A 15,748-nucleotide genomic window follows, 5' to 3' on the forward strand; every position below is an offset into this window, starting at 1 on the left:
GCCGCGCCGCCGAGCCAGCCGCTCAGGGCCAGGGCCAGCGCGGCGCCGCGCAGAATCCGGCGCGAACCGGCCTCGGCGCCGGCGCTGCGCACGGCCTCGGTCGGGCCTTCGCTGCGCTCATCGTTGCCATCTATTGGACCGATCGAGCAAATCGAATCGTAGAGAACCACGTCGGGACCAGTGGGCCGGTAGAATGGCGGCCTTCAGCAGCCCGCAGCTTATCGCAAGCACCTGAACCGATGTCCCGCGACGCACGCCGCCAGATGAAACTTTTCAGCGTCGCCGCGACGGCGGTTTACTGCGTCCGCCGCCCGGGATCCAGGCGCGCCCACCGATGAGTCTGTTCGTCCTAGGCATCAACCATCAGACCGCGCCGGTCAGCCTGCGCGAGCGCGTGGCGTTTTCCGGCGAGGCCGTCGCCGCCGCGCTCGACGCCCTGCGCGCGCTCGCCCCGGTGCGCGAGGTGGCCCTGCTGTCGACCTGCAACCGCACCGAGCTTTACGCGGTCGCCGACGACGACGGCCGCGCGCTCGCCGACTGGCTGGCCACCCACCCGGACGACGCCGGCGATCTGCACGCCTACCTCTATCGTCATCGCGATGCCGACGCCGTGCGCCACCTGTTCCGGGTCGCGACCGGGCTCGACTCGCTGGTGCTCGGCGAGCCGCAGATCCTCGGCCAGGTCAAGGACGCCTGGGCGACCGCGCGCGCCGCCGGCACCCTGGGCAGCCAGCTCGACCGCTTGTTCCAGCAGGCCTTCTCCACCGCCAAGCGCGCGCGCACCGATACCCGCATCGGCGCCAACCCGGTGTCGGTCGCCTCGGCCGCGGTGCGCCTGGCGCAGGAATCGTTCGCGCGCCTGGAAGACTCGACCGTGCTCCTGGTCGGCGCCGGCGAAACCGTCGAACTGGCCGCGCGGCATCTGGTCCAGGCCAAGGCCAGGCGCCTGCTGATCGCCAACCGCACTCTCGCCCACGCCCAGGACCTCGCCACCCGCCACGGCGGCGTGGCGCTGCCGCTGAGCGAGCTCGAACGCCACCTGGGCGAAGCCGACATCGTGCTGTCGGCGACCGCGAGCCGCGAACCGATCCTGCACCGCGCCCAGGTCGCCGCCGCGCTCGCCACCCGCAAGCACCGGCCGATGCTGCTGCTCGACCTGGCCGTGCCGCGCGACATCGCCGCCGACGTGGCCGAGCTCAAGGACGTGTTCCTGTACACCGTCGACGACCTGGAACGCGCGATCGAAGACAACCGCCGCAGCCGCCGCGAAGCCGCCACCGAAGCCGAGGCCATCGTCGAGCTGCAGGTCGCCCGCTTCGTCGAGACCCTGGCCGCGAGCACGCGCACCGCCCCGATCAAGCGCCTGCGCGACCACGGCGACGCCGCGCGCGAGGAAGTGCTGGCGAAGGCGCGCCAGCAGCTGGGCGCCGGCCAGGACCCGGCCGAGGTGCTGAACTTCCTCGCCCACACGCTGACCAACCGCCTGCTGCACGCCCCGACCGTGGCCCTGCGCGAAGCCGCGCTGACCGGCAACCCGGAGCTGGCGCGGGCCGCGGACAAGTTGTTTCCGGCAGCCGGACTCGGGATCGGGGACTCGGGGCCCGAAGCCAGGGCCGGCAAAACCGGGGCCGGCGATACGGAATCGAACGACGACCGTTAGCGACGCGCCACGAGCGCCCTGCTTCGCTGTTGCCGTTACGAGTCCCGCCCCCCAGTCCCGAGCCCCGCCCGAATGTCGCCTACCCTACGCCGCAAGCTCGAAGCCCTCGCCGAACGCCGCGAAGAACTCGAGCGCCTGCTCGCCGACCCCGGCGTGATCGGCGACAACGACCGGTTCCGCAAGCTTTCGCGCGAATTCGCCCAGCTCGAACCGGTCGCCGTGGCGCTGGCCGAGGAAGCGCGGGCCAAGGCCGACCTCGCCGCCGCCGAGGCGATGCGCAACGATCCGGAGCTGCGCGAACTGGCCGACGAGGAAATCGCCGCGGCGCAGGCGCGCCTGGAGCAGCTCGACGTCGAACTGCTGGCTCATCTGATTCCGAAGGACGCGCGCGACGAAGGCGACCTGTACCTGGAAGTGCGCGCCGGCACCGGCGGCGACGAAGCGGCGATCTTCGCCGGCGACCTGTTCCGCATGTATGCGCGCTACGCCGAGCGCCAGGGCTGGAAGGTCGAGGTCGAGTCGTCCAATCCCGGCGAGCACGGCGGCTACAAGGAAATCATCGCCCGCGTCGAAGGCCGCGGCGCGTACTCGAAGCTCAAGTTCGAATCCGGCACCCACCGCGTCCAGCGCGTGCCCGAAACCGAATCGCAGGGCCGCATCCACACCTCGGCGGCGACCGTGGCGATCATCGCGGTCGAGCCGGAAGGCGAACCGATCGAGATCAATCCGGCCGACCTGAAAGTCGACACCTTCCGCTCCTCGGGCGCGGGCGGACAGCACGTCAACAAGACCGAGTCGGCGATCCGCATCACCCACATTCCGAGCGGCGTGGTGGTGGAGAACCAGACCGAGCGCAGCCAGCACGCGAATCGCGACAAGGCGCTCAAGCGCCTGCAGGCGATGCTCGCCGACGCCGCGGCGGCGAAGGCCGCGGCCGCGCAGGCCCAGGACCGGCGCCTGCAGGTCGGCAGCGGCGACCGCAGCCAGCGCATCCGCACCTACAACTTCCCGCAGGGCCGCATCACCGACCACCGGGTCGAAGGCCTGACCCTGTACGACCTGCCCAACATCGTCGCCGGCGATCTGGACGGCTTGATCGGGCGGCTGATCCACGAGCACCAGGCCGACGAACTGGCGCGCTTGTCGGCGGGCTGAGGCCCGCTCGCGGGAGAGGGCCAGGCGAGAGCCCGCTCTGCAGCCGTTCTCAAACCGAAGCCCCACTCCGCCGCGCAGGCCGCCGCGCCGAATGGAGCCATATAGCGCCGACGAGCTGAGCCAAAGCCTGCGCCACGCCCGCGCCTTGTGCGCCGCTGCGCGATTCGTCGAAGTCGCGCCACGCCGTCATGACGCCGCGCGCGTCCAACGGCCATAATCCGACCTCTCCCGCCGGATCGCCCGCCATGAGCCTCTCAGTTCGCCGCGCAACTCTCGACGATCTCGATCTGCTGGCCCGGCTGTTCGATCATTACCGGCACTTCTACACACAGCGCCACGACGAAAGCGTCTCGCGTGCCTTCATCGGCGAGCGCCTCGGCCGCGGCGACTCGGTCGTGCTGCTCGCGACGCTCGACGGCGCCGATGGCGCCGGCTTCACCCAGTTGTACCCGACCTTCTCCTCGGTGCGCGCCGCGCGGGTCTGGGTGCTCAACGATCTGTTCGTCGATCCGGCCTCGCGCCGGCGCGGCGTCGCCCAGGCCCTGCTCGACGCCGCCACCGGCTTCGCCCGCGCCGACGGCGCGGCGCGGCTGGAATTGGAAACCGACCACGACAACCTCAGTGCCCAGGCGCTGTACGACCGGGTGGGCTGGCAGCGCTACGACGGCACCCTGCGCTATCACCTGCCGCTCGATGCGGCCTGACCGCACCATGGGCCACGCTTGCATGCCGACACCCGGCCTATCCGCTGCGATCAAGGCACTCGCGCCATGAACGACCCGCGCCCGGCGCTGCGCCACGCGCTGCAGCGCAATCCCGGCGACGCCATGGCCTGGATCATGCTGGCCGAGCACGAACTCGATGCCGGCGATGCGCGCGGCGGCGAAGCGGCGGCGCGGCGCGCCCTGGGCCTGCGTCCGGGGCATCCCGAGGCGCTCGCGCGGCTGGGCCGGGCGCAGTGGATGCAGGGCCGCCGCGACGACGCCGTGACCAGCCTGCGCGCCGCCGCGCGCAACGCGCCGCAGCATCCGGGCATCGCGGTGTGGCTGGCGCATGCGCTCGAGGACGTCGGCGATGCCGAGGGCGCGCTCGAAGCCTATACCCATGCCTATGCCCTCGCGCCGCGCGAACCGCAGCTGGCGGCCTATTTGCTGGCATGGCGGCGCAAGCTGTGCGACTGGCGCGATCTCGACGCCCTCGCCGGCCAGGTCCGCGACGCGGTCGCACGCGGCCTGGCCTCGGTCGAGCCCTTCGCCTTCCTCAGCGAGGACGCCAGCGCCGCCGAGCAACGCCGCTGCGCCGCACTGCGCGCCAGCGTGATCGCCGCCAGCGTGCGGCCGTTGCCGCCGGCGCCGCACAAAGACGCCTCGGCGCCGATCCGGGCCGGTTTTCTTTCCAACGGCTTCGGCGCCCACCCGACCGGCCTGCTGACAGTCGCTCTGTTCGAAGCGCTGCGCCGGCGCGGCGGCATCGATCTGCATCTGTTCGCGCTCAACCGCGACGACGACAGCGCCATCCGCCGCCGCCTGCATGCCGCGGCCACCGCCCTGCACGACGTCGCCATGCAACCGCACGCCCAGGTCGCCGCGGCCATCCGCCGCGCCGGCATCGACGTGCTGTTCGACCTGCGCGGCTGGGGCGGCGGCGGCGCGCCGGAAGTCCTGGCGATGCGGCCGGCCCCGGTGCAGGTCAACTGGCTCGCCTATCCGGGCACATCGGCGGCGCCGTGGATCGATTACGTACTGGCCGACCGCTACGTGCTGCCGGAAGCGCTCGGCGCCGATTTCAGCGAGACCGTGGCCTGGCTGCCGCGTTGCTTCCAACCGTCCGACACCACCCGCGAAGCGGCCGCGCCGCCGAGCCGCGGCGATTGCGGCCTGCCCGACCGCGGCGTGGTGTTTTGCTGCTTCAACAACAGCTACAAGCTCAATCCGCGCAGCGTCGCCCGCGCCCTGGCGGTGCTGCGCGGCGTGCCCGGCAGCGTGCTGTGGCTGTTGTCCGGCCCGGGCCGCGCCGACCAGCGCCTGCGCGATTTCGCGACCCGCCAGGGCATCGCGCCCGAGCGCCTGGTGTTCATGCGCAAGCAGCCGCATGCCGACTATCTGGCGCGGCTGCGCCATGCCGACCTGTTCCTCGACACCGATCCCTACAACGCTCACACCACCGCCTCCGATGCGATCTGGGCCGGTTGCCCGGTGCTGACCCGGCCCGGTGCGACCTTCGCCGCGCGCGTGGCTGGCAGCCTCAATCATCACCTCGGCCTGGAATCGATGAACGTCGCCGACGACGGGGCCTTCGTCGCCCGCGCGGTCGCGCTCGGCAACGACCCGGCCGCGCTGCAGGCCCTGCGCGCCGAACTCGCCGCGCGCCGCGGCGACAGCGGCCTGTTCGACATGGACGCCTTCGCCGTCGATTTCGCCGCGATGACCATGGCGATGGCGCGCAGGCAGCGCAAGGGCGAAGCGCCCGCGGCGCTGCGCGGGCCGGCGCGCTGACGCAGCGAATGCGGCGCGCTCGACCGGCCCGCCGATGCGCCGGCGTGGGTGCCGGCTTGACCCGCCTCCACCCGGTTTGCGCTAGGCTGCGCGCATGACCGCAGAACGCGATTTCATCCCCCTCTCGCTGTGCGTGCTGACCGTTTCGGACTCGCGCACCCTGGCCGAAGACAGTTCCGGCGACTATCTCGTCCAATCCCTCACCCAGGCCGGCCATCGCCTCGCCGAGCGCAGGCTGCTGCCCGACGACCGCTATAAGCTGCGCGCCGCGGTGTCGCAGTGGATCGCCGACGACGGCATCGACGGCATCCTGGTCACCGGCGGCACCGGCTTCACCGGTCGCGACTCCACCCCCGAGGCCCTGCTGCCTTTGCTCGACAAGGAAATGCCCGGCTTCGGCGAGCTGTTCCGCGCGATCAGCTACGACGAAATCGGCACCTCGACCCTGCAATCGCGCGCCTTCGCCGGCTTGGCCAACGCAACCTTCGTGTTCTGCCTGCCGGGCTCGACCTCGGCCTGCCGCACCGCCTGGGAGAAGATCGTCAGCGCCCAGCTCGACGCGCGCACCCGCCCCTGCAACCTCGCCACCCTGCGTCCCCGCCTCAAGGAGTGATCGGCATGCCGCTCGACACCACCCTGCGTCTGTTGGCCAAGGCTCGCGGCCTCAACGCCACCGACATCGCCACCGCGATTCCGCGCGCCGGCGTGGCCACGGTCAGCGCCTGGCTGCGCGGCGACAAGCTGCCCGGCAAGGACCAGTTAGACGCCCTGGCGCGCGCCTTCGGCGTGCCGGCCGGCGCGCTGCTGTCGGAACTCGCGAGCACACTCGACCCGGCCCGCACCCAGGGCGAGCACGACCTGCTCGCCGCGTATCGCGCGCTCAACACGCGCCAGCAGGGCGCCTTGCTCGAAGTCGCCACCGGCCTGGCCGGCACCAAACGCAGCGCCGCACCGCGCACGAGCACTGCCAGGAAGACCAAGCGATGAGCAAACTCAAGCGCAAGGACTACGAGACGCAACTGGAAGCCCTGCAACTAGAACTGGTGGCGATGGCGCGCTGGCTGCAGCGCAGCGGCCGCCGCGTGGTGGTGCTGCTGGAAGGCCGCGACACCGCCGGCAAGGGCGGGGCGATCGGCGCCTTGTCCGAGCACCTCAATCCGCGCCAATGCCACATCGTCGCCCTGTCCAAGCCCAGCGAGCGCGAAAGCGGCCAGTGGTATTTCCAGCGCTACGTGCCGCATCTGCCGGCCGCGGGCGAGATCAGCCTGTTCGACCGCAGCTGGTACAACCGCGCCGGTGTCGAGCAGGTCATGGGCTTCGCCAAGCCCGAACAGGTCAAGGCTTTCCTGCAGCAGGCGCCGGTGTTCGAGAAGCTGCTGGTCGACGACGGCATCCTGCTGTTCAAGTACTGGCTGTGCTGCGACCAGGAGCAGCAGGAAGAGCGCTTCGCCGAACGCCTCGACGACCCGCTCAAGCGCTGGAAGCTGTCGCCGATCGACCTGCAGGCGCGTCATCACTACGACGACTACACCCGTGCCCGCGAGGCCATGCTCAAGGCTACCCACAGCCGACATGCGCCGTGGACCCTGGTCGATTTCAACGATCAGCGCCAGGGCCGGTTGACCCTGATCCGCGACCTGCTGTCGCGCCTGCCGGACACCGATCTCCCGCCGACGAAGCTCGAATTCGAGCCGCTCAAGGGCAAACCGTCGAAAGAGAAATACGGGATGTTGAAGCCGATTCGGGCGGGCAAGAAGGGTTGAGCCGAGGGTTGAGTCGTTCGCGCGGGCGCGGCGGATGCTCGCGGCGGCCCGATTCCATGCGGATATTTCGTCTGTAGGAGCGACGCAAGTCGCGACCGCAGTGCTTCTGTCTGGCTTCGCCGGTTTAGGCTTTGTGTAGGAGCGACGAAGTCGCGACCGCGACCTCGCACTATCGCGCCGATTCTGGCCGTGGCCTGGTCAGGGTAGGAGCGGCGCGAGCCGCGACATCGATGTGGCGGTCTTGCGGCGCATTCCTTTAGTGGTGGAAGATCAAGATCAAGTGCAAAGCTTCCGCCACTAAAGCGGCGGGTTACTTTCTTTTGTCATAAGCAACAAAAGAAAGGTAACCAAAGAAAAATGCTTTGTTTTGAATCACAGGCCCGCACGAGCGGTGCATCCGCGGTGATTTTTCATACGGGACATCCCTGTCCCGATGAAAAACGGCCCGCATCCCTGCGGGCCGCCCTCCGGGTCTTCTTTGGCCTTCGCTAGTTCGCGGCGGCGCACAGCAATAGCCAAAGCCAACCAATCGAAAATCCGAGTGTGGCGGAACCATCTCCTGTAGGAGCGACGTGAGTCGCGACCGCGACCTCGCACTATCGCGCCGATTCTGGCCGTGGCCTGGTCAGGGTAGGAGCGGCGCGAGCCGCGACATCGATGTGGCGGTCTTGCGACGCATTCCTTTCGTGGTGGAAGATCAAGATCAAGTGCAAAGCTTCCGCCACTAAAGCGGCGGGTTACTTTCTTTTGTCTAAAGCAACAAAAGAAAGGTAACCAAAGAAAAATGCTTTGTTTTGAATCACGAGCCCGCGCGTTCGACGCTGACGCAGTGATTTTTCATACGGGACATCCCTGTCCCGATGAAAAACGGCCCGCATCCCTGCGGGCCGCCCTCCGGGTCTTCTTTGGCCTTCGCTAATTCGCAGCAGCGCACAGCAACAGCAAAAGACCAAGGCCAAGTTAGCAGCACGTCGCCGCCATCCCTGTAGGAGCGGCGTGAGCCGCGACCACGGAACGCGCAGAGAGACAGAGCCTGCCACTGATCGAATCATCGCCTATCGCAGGGTAGAAGCCTCCGGCGGCGGCTGTTGCTGTTGCTGTTTCTGTTAAAGCTTGGCGCAATGCCGAACTCGCGATGCGACCGTAGACCCAAAGGGCGCCGCACAGGACGTGCGGCGTTTTCCGATAAGACAGGGACGTCTTATCGGAAAATCCCGGCGACAGCTGCGAACTCGCAGGGGAGCTCTGTCAAGGAAGGCCTTTTCTTTGGTTAGCTTTCTTTTGGGCCAGCAAAAGAAAGTAACCCGGCCGCGCCAGCGGACGGAAGCTTTGGATGTTGATGTTGCTTCAAAGTCCGACGGCAAGAAGCGCCGCAACGGTAGACAGCGTGGTCGCGACTTGCGTCGCTCCTACCCTGGCGATGACACGCCGCTCCGGCTGCTGACGACAGCCCGGCTACCCGTGCGCTTCTGCGGTCGCGACTCACGCCGCTCCTAAAGGGATTACCCGATGACTGCGCGAAACCGGCGCACGACCACCGCGCCCCTCAATCGCCCTGCGATCGCCGATACGGCTGGAACAACTGCAGCAACCAAGGCTTCTGTGCCAGCACCAGACTCACGCCGACGCGCTCTTGGGCACTCAGGGAGGCATCGCGCGCCAACAGGGCGTCGAACTCGCGCGCGACTTCCCCCAGGCGCTGCTTGAGTTGACGGATACCGGCGATGCTGAGCGCGCCGCTCAGTAGCAACAGCACGTCCTGTTCGCCGTCGAAAGGGTCGGCGAAATAGTCGCCGAGCATGCGCAAGCGGAAGTGCCGCTCCATCGGGCCGTCGGCGCGCCAGCGGAAATTGCGCGCGGTCAACGGCCGGCCGCGGTTGCCGGGCATCAGCTCGATGATGCCGAGCCGGTCCAGGCGCACCAGCAAGGCCGTCCACTTGACGTCGTCGAAGGTGAAATGCGCCTGCACGTCGGCCTGCTTCCAGCGGTTCAAGGTCAGGAACAAGGCCAGCAGCATGGCCGGATCGTCGACCAGGGCCTGCTCCTGCTCTTCGCTGAGCGTGGCCATCGGCGCGCGGCCGCGGCCGGCCTCGGCGCTGAGTTCGGCCAGGCCGATATCGAGCACGTCGCAGATCTGCTCCAGCCGCTGCAGGCTCATCGCCCGCCGCGAGAACATCCGCTTGACCGCCGCTTCGCTGAGCCTCAGGCGCACAGCCAGGTCGCGGTAGGTCAGGTCCTGGGCGCGCAGGAAGCGCTTCAGGCCGTCGATCAGTTCGATGGAAATCGCCATGCGTATCAAAATACGCTACTGCATGGCGAATTCCGAGACACTTTGTCGATGATTGTTGCATCCGCCGCGCACCCGGCCGAGGCTGGCCCCGGACCTTCACGAGACGGTGCGAGATGCCAAGGATTGCGAACCGGTTGCTGACCCTCGCCCTGTCCGTTTCGGCCGCGGCTGGCCTGCCGGCAGGGACGCCGGCCTTTGCGGCGGCGCAGTCCGACGGCCTCAGCCGTCAGTCCGAACTCAGCCTCAACGCCTCGGTCGAGGTGCCGGCCGCGACGGCACGGGCCCTGTCGGCCGGCGCGGCCTTCTCGGTCGCCGGCGTCGAGGCCAGCGCCGAGGGCGTGACGCTGACCATCTCGGCGGTCGGCATCGGCACCTCGTTCGCGGTGACGCTGTCGGCGCAGGCGGCCAAGCGGCTCGGCCTCCGGGTCGGCGAGGCCCTTACCGTGTCGGCGGTCGCCGGCGGCTGGCTGCTCAGCGGCGCCGATGGCGGCGCGTTGTGCTTCATCCCCAACGAACGCGCCCGCGCGCTGCTGCACAGCGAGCGGATCGGCGCATGAGCGCTCAACGCGCCGTGATGGGCTCCTACGGATTCGCGACCTGCAGGACGCTGATGGTCGCGTTGGCGGTGGTGGTACTGGGAGTGTTGCCTGCACAGGGACGTGCGGGCACTCGCTGCGAGAACCAGGCCGTCACCCCGCAGAAACTGGCGGCGGCGGCGCAAACCGCGCTGACCGTCGCCGCCGCGCTCGAGCAACGCGACGCACCCGCCGCGCTGGTCGCCCGGGTCGGCACCGACCTGTCGGCGCAGGGCCTGGTCTACAGCCATGTCGGTTTCGTCGTGCGCGACCATGCCGCCGGCCGCTGGACCGCGGTGCATCTGCTCAACGAATGCGGCAGCGACCGCTCCGGCCTGTACGCCCAAGGCCTGGTCAATTTCTTCGCCGACGACCTGGTCAACCAGGACGCGCGCATCGTCTGGCTGCAACCGGCCCAGGCCGAACGCCTCGCCGCGCGCCTGCGCGGCCTGCCGGGCCGCAACCTGCATCAGCCCCGCTACAACCTCATCGCACGCCCCGGCAGCGCCGAGTACCAGAACTCCACCGCCTGGGTGCTGGAGCTGCTCGCCGCCACCCTCGCGGACGCCTCCGCGGTCGTGCATCGGCGCGAGGCCTACCGCGCCGCGCTCGACGACGGGTATCGTCCCGATCGCGTCCAGATCCCCTATTCCAAGCGGGTGCTCGGCGGCTTGTTCAGCGCCAATGTCGCTTTCGGCGATCACCCGATCGGCACCCGCCTCGCCGGCGACTACCCGGTGGTGACGGTGCGTTCGATCGTCGAATACCTGGCGCGCCGCGGCCACGTCAGCGAGCAGCGCGAATGGCGCAACGGCCGCTTGATGGCGACGCCGGGCGCGTTGTAATCCGATCCGGGCGGCTATCGCTCAGCGACGGCCTGCGCAGCTCAACCGCAAACGAAACCGTCGCCGGCTTCGTCTTCGCGCGCCGGCTCGCGGATCAAGCGGTCGACGCGCGCCTGGGCCGGGCCGTGGCCCAGCCAGTCGGCCAGACGCGCCACCGCGGCCTCGTCGCCGACCGCGAGCACTTCGACCCGGCCGTCGGCGAGATTATTGGCGTAGCCGCGCAAGCCGAGCGCGAGCGCCTGCTCGCGGGTCGAGGCGCGGAACCACACGCCCTGGACCCTGCCGGCAACGAAGAAACGCGCCGCGCTCATGCCCTCGGCACGGCGACCTGGGCCGAGGCCTTGGCGATCGCGGCCTCGATCTTCTTGGCGTCGACCGGGCCGAGGAATTTCTCTGCGACCTTGCCGTCGGGCCCGATCAGATAGGTCATCGGCAAGCCGCGCGGAGTGTCGAAGGCCTTCGGCGGGTCGGCCACGTCGAGGATCGCGATCGGGTACGACACCGGGTGCTTCTTGAGGAAGGCCTGCATGTCGGCGAGCTCGATCTCCTCGTAGGCCAGGCCGACCACCTCGATGTGGTCGCGCATGGTGTCCAGCGCCGACAACTCGGGCATTTCCTTGATGCAGGGCGCGCACCAGGTCGCCCAGAAATTCACCACCACCCAACGGCCGCGGCGCTCGGCCAGGTCGTAGGTCTTGCCGTCGATGGTCGCGATGCGCAGCTCGGGCATGTCGGTCGCGGCATCGACGGGCTTGGCATCGGCCGGCTTGGCATCGGCCGGCTCGGCGTCGGCAGGCTTGGCGTCTGCAGCCGGCGCGGGTTTGGCGTCGCTCGTCGTCGCCGGCGTGGTGTCGGCGGCCGGCGTCTGCGATCTATCGCAGGCGCCGAGCGTCAATACGGCGGCGGCGAGCGCCAGCGCCAACAGCGGACGCAGCGCGGGTTTCGGATGACTCGGGATCATGTTCCTTCCTTTTCGGCGTGAATACTGGACACGCGTCGTTTCATCAGCGCGCGCAGGGGCACGCGCAATTCGTCCATCGCCGCGACCGCGGACTGGCCCAGCGAGTCGTCGCGGCAGGGCAGCATCGCCTCGGCGATCGGGATGCGCAGGTTGCAGGCTTCGTACAGCTCGCCGAGGGTCAGTTCGTCGAGATCGCGCGCGAGCAGCCATTCGCCGTTCTCGGCGCGGCGCACCACGCTGATCTCGCCGAGTTGCTCGAGCATCTGCTGGACCAGCGAATCGGTCAGCATCGGCTCCAGTTGCTGGATGTCGTCGATGTGCAGGCCGCGGCCGCGCTTGCGCGCTTCGTTGAACCGGGCGAGCAGGCGCAGCAGGCCGTACATCTCGAAACCCAGCGGCAGGCGCATCGAGGCCGGCTGATAGCGGAACGCCGAAATCGATGAGGCCAACGACGCGCCGAGCAGCACCGCGATCCAGCTCAGGTAGATCCACAACAGGAAGATCGGCACGAACGCCAGGGTGCCGTAGATTTTCGAGTAGGAGCCGAAATTGCCCAGGTACAGGCCGATGCCGCCCTTGACCGTCTCGAACAGCACCATCGCCAGGAAGGCGCCGGCGACGGCGTGCCGCCATTTGATCGTCCGGTGCGGCACGACCCGGTAGATCGCGGCGAAAGCCAGCCATTCCAGCAGCATCGGCGCGACGCGCAGCAACAGGCTTTCGAGCCAGCGCCCGGGCTGGGTCGAGAACACGTCCATGGCGAAGAAGCGCGCCGAAATCGCCAGGCTGGCCGCGGCGATCAGCGCGCCGAGCGTCAGCACCGTCCAATACACCAGGAAACGGCCCAGGCGCGGGCGCGGCGAATGGATGCGCCAGATCCGGTTGAACGCCGACTCGACGCCGTTGAGGGTGATCAACAGCGACACCACCAGGGCGATCACGCCGGCGGTGGTCAGCTGGCCGGCATTGGCCGAGAACTGCTTGAGGTAGCTCTCCACCGAACGCGCCGCCGAGGGCACGAAGTTGGAGAAGATGTAGTCGCTGAGCCGGTCGCTCCATTCGCCGAACATCGGGAACGCCGACAACACCCCGAACACCACCATCGACAGCGGCACCAATGCGAACACGGTGGTATAGGACAGCGCGCCGGCGGCCTGGAACAGGTTGTCGTCGAGAAAGCGGCGGGCCAGGAAGCGGAAGAACGTGCCGGCGCGGGCGCGGTCGCGCACCCGGTCGCTCCAGCGATAGATCGAGTCCAAAGGTTCCATCCGGCGCAGGGTAACCGATGGGGCGTCACGGGGGCATGGGCATCAGCTTGAGCGCAGGGCATCGAGCGACCTGCGTTCGCACGAGGCGGCACAGGAGCGACCGACCGCCGCGACAACCGTCGAGATGAGGTGGCCTGCACACGCCATGGCCAGTCATCCCCGCGCAGGCGGGGATCCAGGGCATCCCCCTCCCCCTTGTGGAAGAGGCTCGGGGCGAGGGGCGCTTGCCGGAGCGGCACCAGACAAGGCGCCCGACCGCAACGCTCCCCAGCCGCCCTGGTTCGCCAAACCCCCAACCGCCCTCGCCTCATCCTCTATCCTTGCCGGCAACAGGAGAGATCGATGACCGAAGTTCTGGTGCTCTATTACAGCCGCGGCGGGTCGGTGGCGCGGCTGGCGCGGCAGATCGCGCGCGGGATCGGCGAGGTCGACGGCATCGTCGCGCGCGTGCGCAGCGTGCCGCCGGTGGCCGCGATCACCCAGACCGCCGCGCCGCCGGTGCCCGAGGACGGCGCGCCCTACGTCGAAGCGCGCGACCTGGCCGAATGCGCCGGGCTCGTGCTCGGCAGCCCGACCCGGTTCGGCAACATGGCCGCACCGGTCAAGCACTGGCTCGACGGGCTCGGCGCCGAATGGGCCAGCGGCGCCCTGGTCGGCAAGCCGGCCGGCGTGTTCACTTCCACCGCGAGCCAGCACGGCGGCCAGGAGTCGACCCTGCTGACGATGATGGTGCCGCTGCTGCACCACGGCTGCGTGATCGTCGGCATTCCTTATACCGAGCCCTTGCTCAGCACCACCCGCGGCGGCGGCAGCCCCTATGGCGCCAGCCACGTCGCCGGGCCCCAGGACGACCCGCAGCTCAGCGACGACGAGGCCGTGCTGGCGCGTGCGCTCGGACGCCGCGTCGCCGAGTTGGTCGCCAAGGTGAGCCGATGAGCGTCGCTTCGCCGCGCCCCCGCTCCAATCTGGTCCTGCTGCTGGCCTTGCTGGCCCTGAGCGCGCTGTACGCGGCGTGGATGCTGTCGCAGCGGCATCTGGCCGCGACCCTGGTGGTGTTCGTGGTGCCGCCGCTGCTGCTCGCGATCGGCGTGTGGAGGCAGAACCGCCACGCCGCCTATTGGGCCGGCGTGCTGGCGCTGGGCTGGTTCAGCCACGGAGTCATGGTCGCGTGGTCGCGGCCGCCGGAGCGCCTGCAGGGCTGGATCGAACTCGCCCTGGCGGTGACCGTCGTGTTCGCCGCCAACCTGCCCGGCATCCGGGCGCGGTTCGGCCGGAGTCCTAAGTAAGGCGGCCTGATTAGAGGGCCGCCCGAGTCGGGCCGGCGGCGTCCGGCCACGGCCGCATAAGCCCGGCCGCGGCGCTGGGCCTATAATCTCCGTCTCCCCGACCTCGCGACCTTACCCACGATGGACCAGCTCTGCATCGTCACCACCGGCGGCACGATCGACAAGATCTATTTCGACGACAAGTCGGACTACCAGATCGGCGAACCGCAGATCGGCCGCATTCTCGACGAGCTCGGCGTGGCCTTCCGTTACAGCGTGATTCCGATCATCCGCAAGGACTCGCTGCACATCAACGCCGGCGACCGCGAGCTGATCCGCGCCGCGATCGCCGCGCAGGACGCGCAGCACGTGTTGGTGACCCACGGCACCGACAGCATGGTCGAGACGGCCAAGGTGCTGGCGACCATCCCGAACAAGACCATCGTCATGACCGGCGCGCTGAATCCGGCGCGGTTCCGCGGCTCCGACGCCGAGTTCAACATCGGCACCGCGGTCGGCGCGGTGCAGTCGCTGCCGCCGGGCGTGTACATCGCCATGAACGGCCGCATCTGGGATCCGGGCAAGGTCCGCAAGAACGTCGACGCGAACCGCTTCGAAGCGATCTGAGAGAGAAGCCGTGCGCCGCGCGCCCGCTGCGCTGCGGCGTCCGCCGGCCCATGCATCGGCTCGATGCATCGGCTCGATGCATGGGCTCGATGCATGGGCTCGATCGGGATCGGGTTAGGACCGAGTTAGGATTGGAGGCTGCCCGATAGCAATGGTGATCGCGATGCGCGTACTCGTTCTGGCCCTGGCGGTGTCGGCCCTGGCCGCTTGTCAGCAACCCGCCGGCAACGCGGACCCCACCCCGGCGGCCAGGAACGGCACCGGCCAGGCCCCCGCCGCATCGCCCGCGGCGTCGGCCAACCCGCTGTTGCCCCCCGAACGCATACTGCGCAGCGATGCGATCGGCTACGACGGCTTCAACGGCAGCGACCAGGCCGGCACCGTCACCGCCAGGTTCGGCGCCGACGGCGCAAGCGTCCGCCAGGCCTGGGGCGGCGAAATGAAGGACAACCGCGATCAGCGCCCGGACGCGACCTGCCACCTGCTCTATCCGGTGCGCGGCGCGGTCACCCACCAGTACGCCTTCCTGATGGCCGGCGACCAACTCGCCGGCATCGATGTCTACGACCCCAAGGCCATCGCCCCGGGCGGCGGCCGCGTCGGCATGAGCATCGCCGAGATCAACCAGGCCTATGCCGGCCAGACCAAACAGGTCCCGAACCCGACCTTCGAAGGCTCGGCCTTCATCGAAGTCGCCGCACCGCAGGCTAAGCACAGCCAGTTGACCTTCGAGACCGACGCGCTCGGCACGGTCACCCATTGGCGCATCAGCCAACGCGGCGTCCTCGAAGCCAGCGAGAGCTGCACGCGTTAAGCGCGCTTCCCCGAAAACCGCCTGAGGCGC

The 15,748-nt window shown here is 69.1% G+C and carries 17 protein-coding genes; 13 read left to right on the forward strand and 4 right to left on the reverse strand.

Annotation, left to right across the window (positions count from 1 at the left end):
* Positions 1 to 334: 334 nt before the first annotated feature.
* From hemA to ppk2, 7 genes are all read left to right on the forward strand, one after another.
* Positions 335 to 1,660, forward strand: coding sequence for a glutamyl-tRNA reductase (hemA, locus tag ACSAMQ_RS08915; RefSeq protein WP_435395303.1), 1,326 nt, complete (start codon positions 335 to 337; stop codon positions 1,658 to 1,660).
* 72 nt (positions 1,661 to 1,732) lie between these two features.
* Positions 1,733 to 2,815 carry a peptide chain release factor 1 gene (gene prfA, locus ACSAMQ_RS08920; protein ID WP_435395304.1) on the forward strand — a complete coding sequence of 361 codons (1,083 nt, stop codon included), beginning with the start codon at positions 1,733 to 1,735 and terminating at the stop codon, positions 2,813 to 2,815.
* Positions 2,816 to 3,060: 245 nt separating this feature from the next.
* Positions 3,061 to 3,519 carry a GNAT family N-acetyltransferase gene (locus tag ACSAMQ_RS08925; RefSeq protein WP_435395305.1) on the forward strand — a complete coding sequence of 153 codons (459 nt, stop codon included), beginning with the start codon at positions 3,061 to 3,063 and terminating at the stop codon, positions 3,517 to 3,519.
* A gap of 66 nt (positions 3,520 to 3,585) precedes the next feature.
* Positions 3,586 to 5,310 (forward strand): tetratricopeptide repeat protein, encoded by a 1,725-nt coding sequence (locus ACSAMQ_RS08930; RefSeq protein ID WP_435395306.1) that lies wholly within the window; start codon positions 3,586 to 3,588, stop codon positions 5,308 to 5,310.
* A gap of 94 nt (positions 5,311 to 5,404) precedes the next feature.
* Positions 5,405 to 5,923, forward strand: coding sequence for a molybdenum cofactor biosynthesis protein B (moaB, locus tag ACSAMQ_RS08935; protein ID WP_435395307.1), 519 nt, complete (start codon positions 5,405 to 5,407; stop codon positions 5,921 to 5,923).
* 5 nt (positions 5,924 to 5,928) lie between these two features.
* Positions 5,929 to 6,297: a helix-turn-helix domain-containing protein gene (locus tag ACSAMQ_RS08940; RefSeq protein ID WP_435395308.1), complete on the forward strand. Its 369-nt coding sequence runs from the start codon at positions 5,929 to 5,931 to the stop codon at positions 6,295 to 6,297.
* A complete protein-coding gene (gene ppk2, locus ACSAMQ_RS08945; protein ID WP_435395309.1) occupies positions 6,294 to 7,073 on the forward strand; it encodes a polyphosphate kinase 2 in 780 nt (259 codons plus the stop codon). Before ACSAMQ_RS08940 ends, ppk2 begins: the two co-directional genes overlap by 4 nt.
* Positions 7,074 to 8,619: 1,546 nt before the next feature.
* Here ppk2 and ACSAMQ_RS08950 read toward each other — a convergent pair.
* Positions 8,620 to 9,363 (reverse strand): helix-turn-helix domain-containing protein, encoded by a 744-nt coding sequence (locus ACSAMQ_RS08950; RefSeq protein WP_435395310.1) that lies wholly within the window; start codon positions 9,361 to 9,363, stop codon positions 8,620 to 8,622.
* Between the two features lie 113 nt (positions 9,364 to 9,476).
* Here ACSAMQ_RS08950 and ACSAMQ_RS08955 point away from each other — a divergent pair, with 113 nt between their 5' ends.
* A complete protein-coding gene (locus ACSAMQ_RS08955; RefSeq protein WP_435395311.1) occupies positions 9,477 to 9,920 on the forward strand; it encodes an AbrB/MazE/SpoVT family DNA-binding domain-containing protein in 444 nt (147 codons plus the stop codon).
* Positions 9,917 to 10,783: a DUF2145 domain-containing protein gene (locus ACSAMQ_RS08960; RefSeq protein WP_435395312.1), complete on the forward strand. Its 867-nt coding sequence runs from the start codon at positions 9,917 to 9,919 to the stop codon at positions 10,781 to 10,783. The genes ACSAMQ_RS08955 and ACSAMQ_RS08960 overlap by 4 nt, the downstream gene beginning before the upstream one ends.
* 41 nt (positions 10,784 to 10,824) lie before the next feature.
* On the opposite strand, the gene ACSAMQ_RS08965 is transcribed toward ACSAMQ_RS08960, so the two are convergent.
* From ACSAMQ_RS08965 to ACSAMQ_RS08975, 3 genes are read right to left on the reverse strand one after another with little or no spacing between them, the layout of a single operon-like run.
* Positions 10,825 to 11,094 carry an acylphosphatase gene (locus tag ACSAMQ_RS08965; RefSeq protein ID WP_435395313.1) on the reverse strand — a complete coding sequence of 90 codons (270 nt, stop codon included), beginning with the start codon at positions 11,092 to 11,094 and terminating at the stop codon, positions 10,825 to 10,827.
* Complete coding sequence (locus ACSAMQ_RS08970; RefSeq protein ID WP_435395314.1) at positions 11,091 to 11,744, reverse strand: TlpA family protein disulfide reductase; 654 nt, start codon at positions 11,742 to 11,744, stop codon at positions 11,091 to 11,093. The genes ACSAMQ_RS08965 and ACSAMQ_RS08970 overlap by 4 nt, the downstream gene beginning before the upstream one ends.
* The gene (locus ACSAMQ_RS08975) at positions 11,741 to 13,012 is read right to left on the reverse strand and encodes a YihY family inner membrane protein (RefSeq protein WP_435395315.1); all 1,272 of its coding nucleotides are present in this window, start codon (positions 13,010 to 13,012) and stop codon (positions 11,741 to 11,743) included. The genes ACSAMQ_RS08970 and ACSAMQ_RS08975 overlap by 4 nt, the downstream gene beginning before the upstream one ends.
* Positions 13,013 to 13,354: 342 nt before the next feature.
* On the opposite strand from ACSAMQ_RS08975, the gene wrbA reads away from it, so the two are divergent.
* The 4 genes from wrbA to ACSAMQ_RS08995 all read left to right on the forward strand — a co-directional run bounded on the left by wrbA (position 13,355) and on the right by ACSAMQ_RS08995 (position 15,718).
* The gene (gene wrbA / locus ACSAMQ_RS08980; protein ID WP_435395316.1) at positions 13,355 to 13,948 is read left to right on the forward strand and encodes an NAD(P)H:quinone oxidoreductase; all 594 of its coding nucleotides are present in this window, start codon (positions 13,355 to 13,357) and stop codon (positions 13,946 to 13,948) included.
* Complete coding sequence (locus ACSAMQ_RS08985) at positions 13,945 to 14,298, forward strand: DUF2069 domain-containing protein (protein WP_435395317.1); 354 nt, start codon at positions 13,945 to 13,947, stop codon at positions 14,296 to 14,298. Before wrbA ends, ACSAMQ_RS08985 begins: the two co-directional genes overlap by 4 nt.
* Before the next feature lie 120 nt (positions 14,299 to 14,418).
* Complete coding sequence (locus ACSAMQ_RS08990; protein WP_435395318.1) at positions 14,419 to 14,904, forward strand: asparaginase domain-containing protein; 486 nt, start codon at positions 14,419 to 14,421, stop codon at positions 14,902 to 14,904.
* A gap of 163 nt (positions 14,905 to 15,067) precedes the next feature.
* Positions 15,068 to 15,718, forward strand: coding sequence for a hypothetical protein (locus ACSAMQ_RS08995; protein WP_435395319.1), 651 nt, complete (start codon positions 15,068 to 15,070; stop codon positions 15,716 to 15,718).
* Positions 15,719 to 15,748 lie beyond the last annotated feature (30 nt).

This window comes from Lysobacter sp. 1R34A, assembly GCF_051217035.1.
Classification (GTDB): Bacteria; Pseudomonadota; Gammaproteobacteria; order Xanthomonadales; family Xanthomonadaceae; genus Lysobacter.

Coding starts and splice junctions, on each gene's coding strand:
- hemA (WP_435395303.1), top strand. CDS start 335: ATGAGTCTGTTCGTCCTAGGCATCAACCATCAGACCGCGCCGGTCAGC.
- ACSAMQ_RS08995 (WP_435395319.1), top strand. CDS start 15,068: ATGCGCGTACTCGTTCTGGCCCTGGCGGTGTCGGCCCTGGCCGCTTGT.
- prfA (WP_435395304.1), top strand. CDS start 1,733: ATGTCGCCTACCCTACGCCGCAAGCTCGAAGCCCTCGCCGAACGCCGC.
- wrbA (WP_435395316.1), top strand. CDS start 13,355: ATGACCGAAGTTCTGGTGCTCTATTACAGCCGCGGCGGGTCGGTGGCG.
- ACSAMQ_RS08965 (WP_435395313.1), bottom strand. CDS start 11,094: ATGAGCGCGGCGCGTTTCTTCGTTGCCGGCAGGGTCCAGGGCGTGTGG.
- ACSAMQ_RS08950 (WP_435395310.1), bottom strand. CDS start 9,363: ATGGCGATTTCCATCGAACTGATCGACGGCCTGAAGCGCTTCCTGCGC.
- ACSAMQ_RS08985 (WP_435395317.1), top strand. CDS start 13,945: ATGAGCGTCGCTTCGCCGCGCCCCCGCTCCAATCTGGTCCTGCTGCTG.
- ppk2 (WP_435395309.1), top strand. CDS start 6,294: ATGAGCAAACTCAAGCGCAAGGACTACGAGACGCAACTGGAAGCCCTG.
- ACSAMQ_RS08940 (WP_435395308.1), top strand. CDS start 5,929: ATGCCGCTCGACACCACCCTGCGTCTGTTGGCCAAGGCTCGCGGCCTC.
- ACSAMQ_RS08975 (WP_435395315.1), bottom strand. CDS start 13,012: ATGGAACCTTTGGACTCGATCTATCGCTGGAGCGACCGGGTGCGCGAC.
- ACSAMQ_RS08930 (WP_435395306.1), top strand. CDS start 3,586: ATGAACGACCCGCGCCCGGCGCTGCGCCACGCGCTGCAGCGCAATCCC.
- ACSAMQ_RS08960 (WP_435395312.1), top strand. CDS start 9,917: ATGAGCGCTCAACGCGCCGTGATGGGCTCCTACGGATTCGCGACCTGC.
- ACSAMQ_RS08955 (WP_435395311.1), top strand. CDS start 9,477: ATGCCAAGGATTGCGAACCGGTTGCTGACCCTCGCCCTGTCCGTTTCG.
- ACSAMQ_RS08970 (WP_435395314.1), bottom strand. CDS start 11,744: ATGATCCCGAGTCATCCGAAACCCGCGCTGCGTCCGCTGTTGGCGCTG.
- ACSAMQ_RS08990 (WP_435395318.1), top strand. CDS start 14,419: ATGGACCAGCTCTGCATCGTCACCACCGGCGGCACGATCGACAAGATC.
- moaB (WP_435395307.1), top strand. CDS start 5,405: ATGACCGCAGAACGCGATTTCATCCCCCTCTCGCTGTGCGTGCTGACC.
- ACSAMQ_RS08925 (WP_435395305.1), top strand. CDS start 3,061: ATGAGCCTCTCAGTTCGCCGCGCAACTCTCGACGATCTCGATCTGCTG.